The organism is Verrucomicrobiota bacterium, from assembly GCA_019247695.1.
Lineage (GTDB): Bacteria > Verrucomicrobiota > Verrucomicrobiia > Chthoniobacterales > JAFAMB01 > JAFBAP01.
Map to the genome: position 1 here is coordinate 1 of JAFBAP010000156.1, position 16536 is coordinate 16536.

Genomic DNA, 16536 nt, shown 5'->3' on the forward strand with positions numbered 1-16536 from the left:
CACGGCGACCACGGCGGGAAGACGGGAAAGAGTTCGGGACGGAAGAGAATGCCGCAAATGCTGCAAGCGGAAAAATGCCACAAATGGAAGCGGGGAGTGTCGGGTGCCGAGTTCGGAGTGGCATCGTGGGGGGTGGGTGCGAGTGTCAGCCTTAGAGTTGCCGCCAAGTCCTCTTAATCTGTGTAAATCTGTGTAATCTGTGGACCTCTTCTCTGTTCCGCCTTTATCTGCGTTTATCTGCGTGTTCTGCGGATGATCCTTTCGGTGTTCTCTGTGGATGCGCCGTGTTCGCCGTGTGAGCTACTCGGGGCGGCAGCTTTCCCGGACCCACTCCAGGTAAGCCGGGTTACCCTCCGCGATCGGCGTGGCCACGATCTCCGGAACTTCGTAGGGGTGAGCATCCAGAATGCACTGCCGGACGGCCGCAAGATTCTCCTCGGTCGTCTTGAAAAGCACGAGGACTTCGTCGGCGGTCTCGACCGCCCCTTTCCAGCGGTAGATCGACCGCACACCCGGCACAAGGTTACCGCACGCGGCCAGCCGCCGCTCTACGGCTGAGCGGACGCCGGCTTCCGCCGTCACTCGGTCGGGGAAGGTGACGTAAAGCAAAAAGACGCGCTCGCCCATCCGACGGCTTGGATCAATCTGATTACCGCAGAAAACGTTCGAGGTTTTCGTCCTCCCAGCGCCGGGCCCGGTGAAAACAATGGAACAACCGTTCCCGCCGGTAAAACTCCTCGGTGTGCACCTTGCGGCGGCCCATCTCGTCAATTTCCTCCGGCACGACCGCGTGCAGCATCTCGTGGTAAATCACGTATTCGAGAAACCAGGTCGGAACAAAAGGTGCATCCAAAAGGGGGTGGATCCGGATGATTTTATCCTCTTCCTGGATCGTTCCGAAGACGAAATATTCCTTGGGCGGCAACTTTCGACGACGGCCCCAGGTAATGTTGTACCCCTTCAACGCGTCATCAAAGTACTCAGAGTTTACCTTATCGAATAACGCTTTCAGGTCGAAATACTCGCCTTCATGGGAAAACTCGAGACAACGTTGAAGGGGAAATTTCTTGGCCGAAATTTTTCTCTTTCGCTTTCCCATAAGAGAAGTGGTCTAAGTCTAAGACGCAAACGCCCCACCGCAACCGTAAAACGGCGGGACAAAGGAAAAGAGTTGACGGCCGGAGTTGCGACATTATGGCGCAATCGCCCGCGGGTTGAACCTGGTTTAAGAAGCGTCATCCCGCCCCGGGCAGACAAGCGTGCCAGGACGGCGCTTTGGGCTGCCGGATCGATCGGGGCTGGAGACTGCCGCGACGCCTTATGCGCCCGCATCGGCCTCATCGGCCGCCGCAGCCGCCTCTTCATCCTTTTGGCTGACCACGGGCGCGATATCCTGAAGGCGTTCACCCTCGATCAGGTTGATCAGCTTGACCCCCATGGTGTTACGGCCGGCTTCACGGATTTCGCCGACGCCGATTCGGACCATCTGGCCACCGGTGGTGATCAGCATGATCTCGTCGTCATCATGCACTGTAAGGGCGCCGATAACATCCCCGGTCCGGTCGCCGGTTTTCATCGTGATGATGCCTTTGCCGCCCCGGCTCTGCCGGCGGTACTCATCGAAGCCGGTCCGTTTGCCGATTCCGTTGGCGCCCGCCACCAGCAGGGTTGCGTCCTGCACGGCTTTGGCGATACCGACCACCTCATCATCTTCGTCCGGCCGGATGCCCCAGACGCCGACGGCATTACGGCCCATATCGCGTGCGTCTTCCTCGTGGAACCGGATGCTCATGCCGTGTTTGGTGATCAGCACGACCTCGTTGGAACCGTCGGTCAGCAGCGCATCGATCAGTTCATCGCCTTCCTCGACCTGGATAGCGATGATGCCGCCTTTGCGCACGTTGGCAAAATCGGCCAGGTTCGTCTTTTTGACGATGCCCTTGCGCGTTGCGAACATGACGTGCAGCCCGGGATCCCAGGTCGCCCGTTCGGTGTCGCCGTTTTCACCTTTTGCCTCGATGCGCAGGGTCGCCGCGATCTTTTCGTCGGCACGCAACTCAAGCAGGTTGGCGATGGCCCGGCCTTTTGACCCTCGGGACCCTTCAGGGATCTCGTACACCTTTTCGACGTAACAACGGCCGCTCTGGGTGAAAAACATGAGCGAATCATGCGTGCTGGCTGAGAACAGGTGTTCAACGAAGTCACCTTGTTCCCCTTCCATCTGGGCATCCCGGGTACCCATGCCGATCACACCCCGGCCGCCGCGCCGCTGCGAACGGAACTCGCTGACGGCGGTGCGTTTGATATACCCGCCGTGGGTGATGGTGATGATACAGCCCTCGTTGACGATAAGGTCTTCGATCGCAATTTCGCCCTCGTCAGGGATGATCTGCGTCACGCGCTCGGACCCGTACTTCTGCTGGATCCTGCGTAATTCATCCTTGATGATCGCCATTACCCGGTCGGCGCGTTGCAGGATGTCGAGCAGGTCATCGATTTTGGCCAGGAGATCGCCGTACTCGCCGATGATCTTTTCGCGCTCGAGTCCCGTCAGTTGGTAAAGGCGCAATTCAAGGATCTGATCGGCTTGAAGCGGGCTGAAAAGGTAAAGGCCGTCGACCAGGCGGGCTTCACTCCGGATACGGATGCCGATTTGTTCGACTTGCGTCCGGCTGAATTCGTAGGCCAGCAACTTGACTTTGGCTTCCTCCCGGCTGGCCGAGCTCCGGATGATCTCAATGAAATCGTCGAGGTTGGCCAGCGCGATGAGGTACGCTTCAAGGGTTTCCGCGCGCTGTTCGGCATGCCTGAGCAGGTAACGGGTCCGCCGCAGAATCACGTCGCGCCGGTGCTCCACGTAGCACTGCAGCGCCTCCTTCAACGACAGCAGCTTCGGGCGCCCGTGATCGATCGCCAGCATGTTCACGGCGAAGGAACTCTCCATCGGCGTGTACTTGTACAGGTTGTTCAGGACAACCCGGGCGTTTGCGTCCCGTTTCAGTTCCAGTTCGATCCGGGTGTGCTCGTCCGAAAGGTCACGGACGTCACTGAGGTCGGTAATCACCTTCTCCTGGATCAGCGCTGCAATCCGTTTGATCAGTTCCGCCCGGTTGACGTTGAAGGGGATCTCGGTAATCAGGATCTGTTCGCGGCCGCTTGGGGTCTCTTCAATGACCGCTTTACCGCGCACTTTGAGGCTGCCGCGGCCCAGTTCGGCGTATTGCCGGATACCGGCGGTCCCATGAATGGTGCAACCCGTGGGAAAATCGGGGCCTTTGATGTGCTGCAGCAGTTCTGCAACCGTGATGTCCGGGTTGTCGATCAGCGCGCAGACGCCCTCAACCACCTCGCTCAGGTTATGCGGCGGGATGTTGGTCGCCATTCCCACCGCGATCCCGGTGCCGCCATTTACGAGCAGGTTCGGAAACGCGGCCGGAAATACCACCGGTTCCTGGCTGGTTTCGTCGTAATTGGGTACGAAATCGACGGTGTCCTTGTCCATGTCCTCCATGAGGACGGAGCCAAGGTGGGTCAAACGGGCTTCGGTGTACCGCATCGACGCCGGCGGGTCACCGTCCATGGAGCCGAAATTGCCCTGGCCTTCAATCAGGGTCTCGCGCATGGCCCAGGGTTGGGCCATGTGCACCAGGGTCGGGTAAATGGCCATGTCGCCGTGCGGATGGTAGTTACCCATCGTTTCGCCGACGATCTTGGCGCACTTGATGTGCTTTCGATTCGGGAGCACCCCGAGATCGTTCATGGCGTACAGGATGCGCCGCTGGGACGGTTTTAAGCCGTCGCGGACGTCAGGCAAGGCCCGCGAGATGATGACCGACATCGAGTAGTCGAGGAACGACTTCGACATCTCCTCGGCCACGTTTACCGGCTCGACCTTTTCGCTAGGGTGTAAAGGCATTGATTTTCGTCAAACATCGAGGTTGCGCACGTTCAGTGCGTTGTCCTCAATAAAGGCTCGTCGCGGCTCGACCACGTCACCCATGAGGATGGTGAACATCTTGTCGGCCTCGACCGCATTGTTCTCGTTGAGATCGACCCGCAGCAGCTTCCGGTGGGCAGGGTCCATGGTGGTCGCGAAAAGTTCTTTCGCGTTCATTTCGCCCAATCCCTTGAACCGCTTGATCTGTACCCCGCGGCGGCCGATCTCTTTCACGCTGTTCAGGATCTGCGGGATGGAAAATAACGAGGTCAGGGCAGCCCGGTCGTCCTCGCCTTCGATCAACTCGAAGATCGGCTGATCGCTGGCCGAGTAGTGCTCGACCCGCAAGCCGCGATGGTCCAGTTCATGGATGATCTTCAGAATCGCATTCGATTCATGGAGCTCCACCCGACGAGCGCGCCGGCGGAGGTGAGGGGAAAGCGATCCGTTGTCGCCGGCCTGCCCGTTACGAGCCGAAGGCTGCCCGTTGGTTTCACCCGCGTCGGTCGCAGCAGCGGCACCGGCACCGTCGCCGTCGGCCACAGTTGCTTCCTCGCCGTCCAGTTCCGGAGCGATTTCCGCTTCGTATAGATTAAGGTCGGGGTTCTGGTTCGAAAATTCCTTCAGGGCCGATTCGTCATGAAAGTAGCGGACGTACTCGGTGTTACCCTCGCGGACCTTGACCATGTAATGCGGCAAGTCGCCCGTCGCCGGGTCCCGGTGCCGCAGGTAATCCTCAAAATCGCCCCCGTGCTTCCGGACGGCCTCGCTTAACTTGGCCAGCTTTTCCAGCCGGTCGAGAATCTCGATCAGCTGTTCCCGCGAAAATTCCTTTCCGTCACTGAGATTCCGCAGGCGCACCTCCTCGGCCCCCAGGGAAATCAGGATCTTGTTCAGCTGGGAATCGTCGTCGACGTATTCCTCGCGCTTCTTCCGCTTGATCTGGTACAAAGGCGGCTGGGCAATATAAATATGGCCACGCCGGACCAGCTCAGGCATTTGCCGGTAGAAAAACGTCAGCAACAGCGTCCGGATGTGTGACCCGTCGACGTCCGCATCGGTCATGATGATGATGCGGCCGTAACGCAGCCTGGCCAGGTTGAAAGACCCTTCCGCGTCGCCGTCCCCGATGCCGGTACCGATCGCGGTGATCATCGTCTGGATTTCCTGGTTCTGCAGGACTTTATCCAGGCGCGCCTTCTCCACGTTGAGCAGCTTGCCCCGGATCGGCAGAATGGCTTGAAACCGGCGGTCGCGTCCTTGCTTGGCTGAACCGCCGGCGGAATCTCCTTCCACGATGTAAAGTTCCGTCCTGGTCGCGTCGCGCTCGGAACAGTCGGCCAGTTTGCCCGGCAGACCGCCCCCGGTCAGGGCCGTTTTGCGCACCGCTTCGCGCGCCTTCCGGGCCGCTTCACGCGCCCGGGCCGCCATCAGGCATTTCTCAATGATCTTTTTGGCGATGCCCGGGTTTTCTTCACAGAACCGGCTCAGCCCTTCGTAGGTCACCGATTGGACCGCCGGCTTTATTTCGTTGTTGACGAGCTTGCCTTTGGTCTGGGAGCTGAAACGCGGGTTGGTCAGCTTCACGCTCAGCACGCAAACCAGCCCTTCACGCAGATCGTCGCCCGTCAGGTCCGGATCTTTATCTTTCAGAAGGTTGTTGGCGCGCGCATAATTCTTGATCGCACTGGTCAACCCCGTTTTGAGCCCTTCCAGGTGCATGCCGCCGTCCGCATTCGGAATGGAGTTGGCGAAGCACTGGATTTGCTCGGAATAGGCGTCCGTGTACTGGAGCACCACGTCGACGTAGCTGAGTTCGACCTGATCATCCATCGGCAGTTCACGCATCCCGCTGATCACGATCGGGTCGGGGTGGATGAGTTGCTTGTTCTCACCGAGCGCCTTGACGTACTGCCGGATGCCGTCCTTGTAACAGAACGACTCTTTGCGGACCGGATCCGCCCGCTCATCCGTCAATACGATCTCCAGGCCGCGATTCAGGAAGGCAAGTTCCCGCATGCGGTTGGCCAGGATCTCAAACTTGAACTCGGTCGTGATCGTGAAAATCACCGGATCAGGCAGAAAGGTAATCAGCGTGCCGCTGATCCGCTTATTCTGCACCTCGCCGATGACCTCAAGTTTGCGGGTGGTTTTACCCTGGGAAAAAGCGATGTGATAAACTTTGCCGTCCCGCGTGACCTCAGCCTTGAACCACTCGGAGAGCGCGTTGACGCACTTGGCGCCGACGCCGTGTAAACCACCGGAGAATTTATAAGCGCCCTGGCCGAATTTACCCCCGGCGTGCAGGTTGGTCAGCACCAGTTCGATGGCCGGCATGTGGAATTTCGGATGCATTTCCACCGGGATGCCCCGGCCGTTATCCCGGATCGAAACGGAACCGTCGATATGGATCGTGACTTCAATGCGGCTGCAGAAACCGGCAAGGTGCTCGTCAATCGAGTTGTCCAGAACTTCGAAAACGCAGTGGTGCAACCCCCGTTCGTCCGGGTCGCCGATGTACATCCCTGGGCGTTTCCGGACCGCCTCTAACCCTTCAAGTTTATCAATTTGTGCTGCGCCGTAATTCGAAATATCAGACATATTCAAGACAGGGCCTGAGAAACAGGCCTGCATGCTACCGCGTTAAGGGAAGAAAAATATCCCGAAAAACCGTACTTTGCAAGTGCGGACCTGGGCAGCAGTTGAGGATGTTGATTAAGCGCACCCCAATATGTTGGGGTTCGAATCTTTTGCAAACCCTAAATACGCGCTCCAGCGTGACCCTGGCCAGGGCTCGCAATCCGCGCTAAGGTGGTGCCCATGAAAACCTATGACTTTGCCGTCATCGGTGGCGGGAGCGCCGGGTACGCCGCGGCCGCGATTGCCTGGCGACTCGGCCTGAAGACTTGCTGCATTGAGGGGGGTAAAGACGTGGGTGGCCTTTGCATCCTGCGCGGTTGCATGCCGAGCAAAACCTTCATCGAATCGGCCAACCGGTTTGTGACGTTGCGGCGCGCGCAGGATTACGGGCTACGCACCGGCAAGATCGGATTTGAGCCGGGCGAAATCCTGGCCCGTAAACGCCGGTTGGTCGGTGAGTTCGCGGGGTACCGCGCCCATCAGCTTCGCGCCGGCCGGTTCAAGCTCCTGCGCGGGCGGGCCCGTTTCCTGGATGCCAACCGCATCGAGGTCCAGCACCTTGACTCGGCGGGAGAACCGGTGCCGGAAACGAGCCAGGTTTTTGCGAAGACCATCCTGATTTCAACCGGATCGGTCATCGATGTGATTGATCTGCCGGGACTGGCCGAAGCCGGTTTTCTGACGAGCGATTCCGTTCTGGAGTCCGCGCGCATGCCTGCATCGGTGGTGGTGCTCGGCGGGGGCGCGATTGCGCTTGAATTGGCGCACTACTACGAAGCGTTTGGCAGCAAGGTCACCATCATTCAACGCAGCCCTCAAGTTCTGAAAGAGGCGGATGCTGATGTGGCCGCGGCGTTGGTCCACGCGTATCGCCAGCGCGGCATGGAAATCTTTTGCGGCACCCGGCTTCTGAAGGTTACGCCCGGTTCGCCGCGCCAGGTTCATTTCGAATACAAAGACCGGACGCACATCGCCGAAGGCGAAGAAATCCTTTACGCGCTCGGCCGTAACCCGGCTGTTGACGGCTTGGAACTCGAGCATGCACGCATTGAGCAGAGCCGCAACGGCGCCGTCCGGGTGACCTCGACGATGCAGACGTCGCAGCCGCACATCTTCGCAGCGGGAGATGTGACGGGTACGTTCGAGATCGTCCACGTTGCAATCGAACAGGGAGTGCTTGCCGCTCAGAACGCTGCACGGCTCCTCCGCAACGAGGCGTTGCATGCGATCGATTACCGGCTTCAGCTGTTCGTCATGTTCTCCGAACCGCAGGTGGCGTATGCCGGCCTGACCGAAAAGGCGGCTGCCGCTCAGGGCGTGCCTATCCGGACGGCCACCTACCCGTTCGCGGACCACGGCAAGGCGCTCATCCGCGGCGAGCCGGAAGGGTTCGTCAAACTCGTGTGCCATGGGGCGACCGGTGAAATCCTCGGAGGTGCCGTGGTCGGGCCCGAGGCGTCGGAGCTCATCCATGAGATCGTGGTAGCGATGTACTTCCGGGCCACCGTCATGCAGCTGGCCGTGATCCCGCACTACCACCCTACTTTAAGCGAGATCTGGACGTACCCGGCTGAGGAGTTGGCTGCCGTCGCCGGCCGGTAGCCTCTCCCGTTACGCAACTAAATGCGAACCGCGGGGAGATATCGTTGACTTGTCTATTTCACCCCGACATAGTTGCGCTCGTGCTCCGGAAGTTCATCCCCCAAAAGCCAGACCACCCAACCTCAGTTGAAGGCCCTGGACCCGGAGAACCTGTGCCTCCGGAGGCCGTGGAAGTCCCAACTGTAACTAAACAAGAATCCGTTATGGCAGATAATGCACACTCCAAGAATCACCTGGCAAACGATGTCGAGATCAAAGGGTCTATCAAGTTTGCGAACGAGTTTACGTTTGATGGCCGCATCGAAGGCGAGATCTCGTCCAGTGACGGGGTTCTTACAGTGGGCGAGCACGGTGATGTGAACGGCGAAGTGAAAGCAAAATCGGTGATCGTGATGGGCAAGGTGCATGGCAATATCACCGTTCAGGAGCGTTGCGAACTTCGTTCCCGATCCCAGTTGATCGGTGATCTGAAAGCCGCCCGCCTCATCATCGAAGAAGGGGCCACCTTCGTCGGCAAATCAGAAGTTACCCCGAACAAGAATGCGCTCAAGGACCTGGCAGCTCATGGAGCCATTCAGGCCAAGGAAGAGCCGCCGAAAGTCGGTGCTGGCGTTGGCGCTCCCCGCTAAGGAGTTCTGAGTGGCTGCCAAAGGACGGGTAGAAGTTCAATGTCCTCACTGCGGTAACATTCAGCTCGAGCCCAGTCTTGCCAAATCGACCTATTGTCGCAAGTGCACCGGATACATCCAGATTGGCAAAAGTCCGAGGACGGGAGCCCCGCAGGCGGAGGCGCCCAAGCCGGTTTCCATTTTTCAGAAACTGGAAGGTGTCCTCGGGGGCCAACGAACGGTTATCGCCCACTGTTTCGAGTGCACGGGAAAACGCGAAGTTCCAAAAGGCGCTACCTCGACCATCTGTCCCCAGTGTGGTGCCTACATCGATCTGCAGGATTATAAGATCGTCGGCAACTTCAGCCGGTCCATCCGTACTCGCGGCCGGGTGTTCATCACGCATAAAGGTGACCTGAATAGTAATCGGGTCATCTGTGATTCTGCCGAGATCCAGGGACTCATGCGCGGGAGCCTCATCTGCAGCGGCGAGGTTAGGATCAGGCTGAAAGGCAAGATCAGCGGCGCGATCGAAGCCAAACTGCTTCTCATCGACCGCAAATCGGAGGTCGAGTTTGTGCGTCCGATCCGCGCCGGCACGGTTGATGTCGAGGGGATCGTGTCGGCACGCATCATTTCCGAGGGTACCGTCATCGTGCGGAAAGACGGACGCCTCACGGGTACGGTTTTCGCCCGCGGATTCAACGTCGAAGGGGGCGAATTCTTCGGCGAATTATCCATCGGCAACGTCGAAGCCGCGCAGGCCGACCTGGCTGCGGCCGCCAAGCAACCCCGCCGCCAGGGCGAACGTACCGATCCCGGGACCGGTTTCTCCCTCGCACCCGCATAAGCACGCATGACTTCGAAGATTTATCCCCGCAGCCCTTACGCAACGCTCGGCGGTTACGTTCACCTGCCCCGGTTCATCGACAAAGCGCGCCTGCATCGGCAGGGGTTGCTGCTGGGATATAATTACAAGACGTCCGGGTTTGATCGTCATCTCCTCGCTTTCCTTGGCGTTGCCGGTGAAGAGTTCGAAGCTGCGGTCGATAACCTCGGCTCAGATGATCAGGTCCTGGCCTGGCTGCGCAAAAAGGGCGTAAATCATACCCCTTCTGAAATTGAAGCCTGGAATCAAGCCATGATCGCCAAAGCGCCGGACAGCCCGGACAAACGGGAGCGATTCAGCCAGTTGCTGCGGCACGTCGGCGGATCTGAAAATTCCGGGGTACGGACCTATTTTGATCTGATCGATTTCGAGGAGCGCAGGATGGAATTCGAGGCGCGCCGGGCACAAGAGCGAGGATCCTGCTGAGGCCCTGAGGCGCGCCGTTTCGGGCCAGGGCTACTACGGCGCCAGGCTCGCCGCGGGCGAAGCGTCCGGTGACGGTGCGGAGGCTGCCGGTGAGGCGCTCGCCGCGGGCGCCGGAGATGCCGATGCAGACGCGGCGGCTTGCGGCGCCGGGGCCGGCGGTTGCGGGTTCAACTTTTCGTTCAACTCGCTTGCCGCCTGGCTCGCAACGGGGGTGACAAAACTTCCGGGATAATTCTGAACCACCTTTTCAAAGAGTTCACGCGCTTCCTTTAACTGGCCTTTGCCCCGGGTCAGGCGGGCCTGATGGAACAGCGCCAGCGGCGCCAGGTAAGAGGTGCCGAACCGCGTGACCACCTGGCCATAAGCCTGGAGAGCCCGGTCCGCACTCTTTTGGTTTTCGGCATTTTGCGCCAGCCCCATGTAGCCGTTCACCAACAGGGGATGGTCGTGATTGTCACGCAAAAAGGATTGGTAAGCGCTGTCCGATTCGGCGTACTTGCCGTCAGCCGCCAATTTGGCGGCAAGCCGCAGGTATGCATTGCCCGCTGCCGTCGAACCGGGGTAATGGCTGATCACAGACTGCCAATCGCCGTCGGCCTCGGCCGCGGCGAAAGCCGCCTCGGCGTTCTTCGTCTGGATCGCCCGATAACCTGCCACGATCCCGACAATCACCAACAGCAATGCGGCTGCCACCGACCCATAAACGATCTTCGTCCGGTGCAACGACCAGAAAACGATCGGATCAAACGATGAGGGTGCAGGTTCAACAACAGGGCGAATGGCCATAAGACACAACTTACTTCCTGATTAACCGCCAACTTCCGCCCGCGCTTCATCAGCCAAGGCCGTGCTAAGATAGCGCTCCCCGGTCGAACACGCGACCGTTACGATGAGTTTACCGCGGTTTTCCGGCCGTTTCGCCACTTCGATGGCGGCGTGCACGTTGGCCCCGGAACTGATGCCGGCAAGAATGCCCTCCTCCTTGGCCAGGCGCCGGGCCATCACAAAAGCGCTTTCGTTGCTCACCGTGATAACCTCGTCCACCTCCTTGAGGTCCAGGTTTTCAGGGATAAAACCGGCACCGGTCCCCTGGATCTTGTGCGGACCCGGCTTCAGGGGTTCGTGATGCAGCGTTTGCCGGATTACCGCTGAATCCTTCGGTTCGACCGCAATCGCCTGGAAAGCCGGTTTCCGTGCTTTGATCACCCTGGCCACACCTGTGATGGTTCCGCCCGTGCCCACCGCGGACACGAGGATGTCGGCCGCACCGGCCGTGTCGGCCCAGATCTCTTCGGCCGTGGTTTGCGCGTGAATGGCCGGGTTGGCCGGATTCTCAAACTGCTGCGGCATCCACGAGTTCGGCGTGGACCGCAATATGTCCTCCGCCCGCGCAATCGCACCCTTCATGCCCTCGGCTCCCGGCGTCAGGATAAGCTTGGCGCCGAGCATGGCCAGAAGCGTTCGCCGCTCCAGGCTCATCGTTTCCGGCATAGTCAGCACCAGCTTGTACCCTTTGGCGGCACAGACAAAGGCAAGGGCAATGCCGGTGTTTCCGCTCGTGGGCTCTACAATCGTGGTGTCGGGGTTGATGATGCCATCCCGCTCGGCGGCATCGATCATCGCCATGCCGATCCGGTCCTTCACGCTTCCGAGCGGATTAAAAAACTCGCATTTTAACGCGATGATGGCCTCCAGGCCTTGCGTAATTCGATTCAACCTGACGAGCGGGGTGCGGCCCACTGTCTCAATGATGTTGTTGTAAAATCTTCCGGGAGTGGCCATGGCGGGTCGGTGTCGGTGTATTAGTATCGTAGGAAGCCGTTGAGCAACGCAAGGGAGGGGTTACATACACGATAAACGTGCTTCCATTCAAGTCACAACAGGCGCACGTACCGCCTTCAAAGGCTTGCAGCACCCCTTTACCGTGTCCAATTTACGCTTCATGGCAACCCTTCTGAATGCAGAAACCGTGGCCCGGTTATTGGACGAGGTTCCGAACTGGCGCCTGGCCGGCGATGCCGTTGAGCGAACGGTCAAGTGCAAGGATTTTATGGCCGCCATCAGTTTTATAAACCAGGTGGCGGCCGAAGCTGAAGCGCTGAATCACCACCCGGACATCGATATCCGTTGGAACCAGGTCCGCCTGGTGCTTACCACGCACTCGGCCCAGGGATTGACGGACCTGGACTTTACGCTCGCCCGTAAGCTCGATGCGGCCGCAGAGCCCTTCACCCAGACGCCCGGATAAATGCCAGGAGCGGAAAAATGCCGCAAATGAAGAAGTGGCGGGTAACGGGTAACGGGTGTCGGGTGCCGGGTGGAAGACCACAAGCCGAAGTTGTACCCGGTAGAGAGCGCCGCGCGTCAGCCCAGTAAGAAATGCCGGGAAGGATTGGAGGCCCCGACGCCGTCCGCCCGTCCTTCAGCGCCGGTTATGGAATCACCGCCATGCGCACGCGCCGTCGACGTCACCCCTCAGCAGCATTTACTCGACGCGACACCCGACACCCGGCACCCGTTACCCGTTACCCGTTACCCGTTACCCGTTACCCGTTACCCGTTACCCGTTACCCGTTACCCGTTACCCGCCACCCCCTCATTTGTGGCATTTGCTCCTGGCATTTGATTTGCGCTCCGCTCATTTGGAGCGATCATTCCGTGGCAGGCGGTCGCTGCGGGAGCGTACGCTTTCCTGCAGAGGAAAGTCCGAACACCATAAGGCGGCATGCCGCCCGAAAGGGCGGGCAATTTCCGGCATAAGCCGGGAGATGACGGATAGTGTCACAGAAAAGATACCGCCCGGTTTGCCCGAGAGGGTGACCGGGTAAGGGTGAAAAGGCGGGGTAAGAGCCCACCGGCCCATCCGTGAGGATGGGCGCTTGAAAAACCCCTGCGGTGCAAGACAAAACAGAGGGTTGGGTTGCCTGCCCGCTCGGCTTTGCTGAGAACCCTCGGGTAATAGTCGCATCGGCTGGTGGCCGGTTCACCCCCCACCGCCGGCGCGCCGGAACGGGAAGCGTCCGGCGCGAGATAAATGACCGCCCCGGCGCCGGCGAGAGCTGGTGCCGGACAGAATTCGGCTTATGCCACGAACAAAGCCGCCGGGTATCCCCCCGGCGGCTTTGGCCGGGCGGCGCGCCAACCCGTGCAACCGAAAAAATTTGTGCTATTTTAACGGTCCTTCCGGGCGGCATGGGAGGTGCAGGACGTGCCAAAAATCCCTTGCGTGCCCTAGGAAAACCTATATAGTCCACGCTCCCCCGCTTCTGGCGAGACAGAGGTTTTTTGCGCCAGGGGGGTTTTTTAATCCCTTTACCCTGGGAGTAACCGGATAGATCCCGATGCCAACGATCAACCAGCTTGTAAGAAAAGGACGCAGAAAGATGACGGTGAAGTCGAAATCACCGGCTCTTGCCGACTGCCCGCAGCGGCGCGGCGTTTGCGTGCAGGTCATGACGCGAACGCCCAAGAAACCAAATTCCGCCTTGCGGAAAGTCGCCAAGGTCCGGTTGACGAACGGGTACGAGGTGATCGCCTACATCCCGGGCGAAGGACATAACCTTCAGGAACACTCCATCGTGCTGGTTCGTGGGGGACGGGTGAAGGATTTGCCGGGTGTCCGTTACCACATCGTGCGGGGAACCCTGGATGCCTTGGGGGTGGACGGCCGCCACCGCAGCCGTTCGAAGTACGGTGCAAAACGTCCGAAGGGGGGTGCGGCTGCTGAAGCCGCCGGGAAGGGCGGCAAACCGGCCGCCAAGGGAGGCAAAAAGTAAATTGTATGTCACGTCGTCGCAGAGTCATTCATAAGGAAGAAAAACTGGACGCCCGCTACGGCAGTCCGGTGGTGGCTCGCCTGATCGATACGGTCATGCGTGCCGGGAAAAAGTCTCTGGCTGAGCGAATCGTCTATCAAGCCATTGAGAAAAGCCGTGAAGGTTCCGACGCGGTGGATCCGCTGGATACTCTGCATAAGGCGCTCGATAACGCCAAACCGCGGCTGGAGGTCAAGTCCCGGCGCGTCGGCGGCGCCACGTACCAGGTGCCGGTCGAGGTTTCCTCAGACCGCCAGGTCTCACTCGCGATGCGTTGGCTGGTGACTTTCGCCAAAAATCGTCGCGGGACCATGACCGATAATTTGGCCGCCGAGATCAAGGACGCGGCGACAGGACAAGGGTCCGCGATCAAAAAGCGCGATGACACCCATAAGATGGCCCAGGCTAACCGTGCTTTTGCACATTTCCGTTGGTAATTCTCATGCCCTCAACCGTTTTAGAAAAGGCTTCGGCCATGACGAACCCAAACTCTCCGAACCGCGCCTATCCTCTGGAGCGTACGCGCAATATCGGTATCAGCGCGCACATTGACGCGGGTAAGACCACCCTGACGGAGCGGATCCTCTTTTACACCGGCATGATCCATCGGATCGGCGAGGTGCACGAAGGGACCACCACCACCGACTGGATGGAGCAGGAGCGCGAGCGCGGCATCACCATCACTTCCGCCGCAACCACCTGTTTCTGGAATCAGCGCAAAGAGGAAGGCGTCTTCAAGCTGTTCGACAGCCAGAAGATGCGCGTCAACATCATCGATACTCCCGGCCACGTCGACTTTACGGCCGAAGTCGAACGTTCGCTGCGCGTTCTGGATGGCGCCATCCTCGTGTTTGACAGCGTCGCCGGTGTCCAGCCCCAGACGGAAACCGTCTGGCGGCAGGCCAATAAGTACCGGGTCCCGCGCATTTGTTTTGTGAACAAGATGGACCGGGTCGGGGCCAACTTCGACAACGTGGTCAAAGAGATCCGGGAAAAACTCGGCGCCAACGCCGCGCCGGTCCTTATTCCGCTCGGCAGCGAGGATCGCCTTCGCGGGCAGCTCGACGTCATCAACAAAAAGGCGATCATCTATTCCGATAACGATGTCCTGGGTTCCACCTATGAAGTGAAGGACGTGCCGGCCGAGTACAAGGCGATGATCGACGAGGCGTACGATGACCTGGTCGAACAGGTTGCGAACCTGGATGACGAAGTCGGTACCATGTTCCTGGAAGAAAGACCGATCACGCCCAAGGACCTCAAAGCCGGCATTCGCCGGTTGACGATCGCCAACCAGTTTGTCCCGGTCGCAGGCGGCTCCGCATTTAAGAACAAAGGCGTTCAATACCTCGTTGATGCCGTCATCGATTACCTGCCGGGTCCGCTGGACATTCCGCCGGCCGCAGGTATCGACCCCGACTCGGAGGTCCCGAAAGAAGCCGTTACGGATGACAACGGTAGATTCTGCTCTTTGGCTTTCAAACTCTGGAGCGACCCGTTCGTCGGTAAACTGGTCTTCTTCCGGGTGTACTCCGGGAAACTCTCCAAAGGCGACACGGTTTACAACCCGCGTACCGGCAAGCGGGAGCGCATCAGCCGCCTGATCCAGATCCAGGCCGACAAACGCGAAGACATCGAGACTTGTTACTCGGGCGACATCGCGGCCATCGTAGGCATCAAGAACATCACCACGGGTGACACCCTGTGCGATGAGGATTTCCCGATCCTGCTTGAGCCGCCTTCGTTCCCTGATCCGGTCATCTCCATGGCGATCGAGCCGAAAACGAAGCTCGACCAGGAAAAGATGTCCAACGCCCTCCAGCGCCTCGCTGAGGAGGATCCGACGTTCCGGGTCTATACCAACGAGGATACCGGTCAGACCATCATCGCCGGGATGGGAGAGCTGCATCTGGAAATCATTCGTGACCGCATGCTGCGGGAATTCAAGGTTGACGCCAATGCGGGCAAGCCGCAGATCGCGTACCGGGAAACGATCACCAGGAACGCGGTCGGCGAAGGCAAACTCATCAAGCAATCCGGCGGTCGCGGCCAGTATGGTCACGTGGTCGTAAACGTGGTGCCGCAGGAGCGCGGCAAGGGCGTGTCGATTGACAACAAGATCGTCGGCGGCGTGATCCCGCGTGAGTACATCCCCGCGGTACGCAAAGGTATTGAAGAAGCCGTGCTCAACGGCGTGCTCGGCGGCTACCCGGTCATCGACCTGCACGTTGACATCGTGGACGGCTCGTACCACGACGTCGATTCGAACGAATTGGCGTTCAAGCTGGCGGCGATCTTCGCCATGAAGGATGCCTTCAGGAAGGGCACCTCGATCCTGCTCGAACCGATCATGAAGGTCGAGTGCGTCACCCCGGATGAATACCAGGGCGACATTATGGGTGACCTTAACCGGCGGCGCGGCCGTATCCTCAACATGGAGAACAAAGGCCTTGCGACCGTCGTGCACGCCGAGGTGCCGCTGGCGGAAATGTTCGGTTACGCGACCGCTATCCGGTCGCTCTCCAAAGGACGCGCATCATACTCGATGGAACCGTCGCACTTTGAACCGGTCCCGGCCCAAATCGTTGCGGCCGTCCTGGACCAGAAAGGAGCTTAAGA

General features: G+C 59.4%; 14 protein-coding genes and 1 other RNA gene. 9 read left to right on the plus strand and 6 right to left on the minus strand.

Annotation, left to right across the window (positions count from 1 at the left end; all coding sequences use genetic code 11):
* Positions 1-300: 300 nt before the first annotated feature.
* The 4 genes from JO015_18015 to gyrB form a co-directional block, all read right to left on the minus strand.
* Positions 301-627, minus strand: coding sequence for a divalent-cation tolerance protein CutA (locus JO015_18015; GenBank protein MBW0000993.1), 327 nt, complete (start codon positions 625-627; stop codon positions 301-303).
* Between the two features lie 22 nt (positions 628-649).
* Entirely contained in the window at positions 650-1099 is a 450-nt protein-coding gene (locus JO015_18020; protein ID MBW0000994.1) for a hypothetical protein, read from the minus strand.
* Between the two features lie 219 nt (positions 1100-1318).
* A complete protein-coding gene (gyrA, locus tag JO015_18025) occupies positions 1319-3916 on the minus strand; it encodes a DNA gyrase subunit A (protein ID MBW0000995.1) in 2598 nt (865 codons plus the stop codon).
* A gap of 9 nt (positions 3917-3925) precedes the next feature.
* Entirely contained in the window at positions 3926-6538 is a 2613-nt protein-coding gene (gene gyrB, locus JO015_18030; GenBank protein ID MBW0000996.1) for a DNA topoisomerase (ATP-hydrolyzing) subunit B, read from the minus strand.
* 219 nt (positions 6539-6757) lie between these two features.
* Here gyrB and JO015_18035 point away from each other — a divergent pair, with 219 nt between their 5' ends.
* The 4 genes from JO015_18035 (at position 6758) to JO015_18050 (ending at position 10102) form a co-directional block, all read left to right on the plus strand.
* Positions 6758-8179: an NAD(P)/FAD-dependent oxidoreductase gene (locus JO015_18035; protein MBW0000997.1), complete on the plus strand. Its 1422-nt coding sequence runs from the start codon at positions 6758-6760 to the stop codon at positions 8177-8179.
* A gap of 203 nt (positions 8180-8382) precedes the next feature.
* On the plus strand, positions 8383-8808 hold the full coding sequence (locus tag JO015_18040) for a polymer-forming cytoskeletal protein (GenBank protein ID MBW0000998.1): 426 nt from the start codon (positions 8383-8385) through the stop codon (positions 8806-8808).
* A 10-nt stretch (positions 8809-8818) separates the two neighbouring features.
* The gene (locus tag JO015_18045; GenBank protein MBW0000999.1) at positions 8819-9637 is read left to right on the plus strand and encodes a polymer-forming cytoskeletal protein; all 819 of its coding nucleotides are present in this window, start codon (positions 8819-8821) and stop codon (positions 9635-9637) included.
* 6 nt (positions 9638-9643) lie between these two features.
* The gene (locus tag JO015_18050) at positions 9644-10102 is read left to right on the plus strand and encodes a DUF5069 domain-containing protein (protein MBW0001000.1); all 459 of its coding nucleotides are present in this window, start codon (positions 9644-9646) and stop codon (positions 10100-10102) included.
* A gap of 33 nt (positions 10103-10135) precedes the next feature.
* Here the strand turns inward: JO015_18050 and JO015_18055 are convergent, their stop codons facing one another.
* Together JO015_18055 and cysK are read right to left on the minus strand one after the other, a co-directional pair.
* Complete coding sequence (locus JO015_18055; protein MBW0001001.1) at positions 10136-10888, minus strand: tetratricopeptide repeat protein; 753 nt, start codon at positions 10886-10888, stop codon at positions 10136-10138.
* 21 nt (positions 10889-10909) lie between these two features.
* Positions 10910-11884, minus strand: coding sequence for a cysteine synthase A (gene cysK / locus JO015_18060; GenBank protein MBW0001002.1), 975 nt, complete (start codon positions 11882-11884; stop codon positions 10910-10912).
* Between the two features lie 160 nt (positions 11885-12044).
* Between cysK and JO015_18065 the strand changes: the two genes are divergently transcribed.
* The 5 genes from JO015_18065 (at position 12045) to fusA (ending at position 16534) form a co-directional block, all read left to right on the plus strand.
* On the plus strand, positions 12045-12350 hold the full coding sequence (locus JO015_18065; GenBank protein ID MBW0001003.1) for a 4a-hydroxytetrahydrobiopterin dehydratase: 306 nt from the start codon (positions 12045-12047) through the stop codon (positions 12348-12350).
* Between the two features lie 409 nt (positions 12351-12759).
* Positions 12760-13197, plus strand: an RNA gene (rnpB, locus tag JO015_18070) — RNase P RNA component class A.
* 246 nt (positions 13198-13443) lie between these two features.
* Positions 13444-13878 (plus strand): 30S ribosomal protein S12, encoded by a 435-nt coding sequence (locus JO015_18075; GenBank protein MBW0001004.1) that lies wholly within the window; start codon positions 13444-13446, stop codon positions 13876-13878.
* Between the two features lie 5 nt (positions 13879-13883).
* Positions 13884-14354 (plus strand): 30S ribosomal protein S7, encoded by a 471-nt coding sequence (rpsG, locus tag JO015_18080; GenBank protein ID MBW0001005.1) that lies wholly within the window; start codon positions 13884-13886, stop codon positions 14352-14354.
* Positions 14355-14359: 5 nt separating this feature from the next.
* Positions 14360-16534, plus strand: coding sequence for an elongation factor G (gene fusA / locus JO015_18085; protein ID MBW0001006.1), 2175 nt, complete (start codon positions 14360-14362; stop codon positions 16532-16534).
* Positions 16535-16536: the final 2 nt, after the last annotated feature.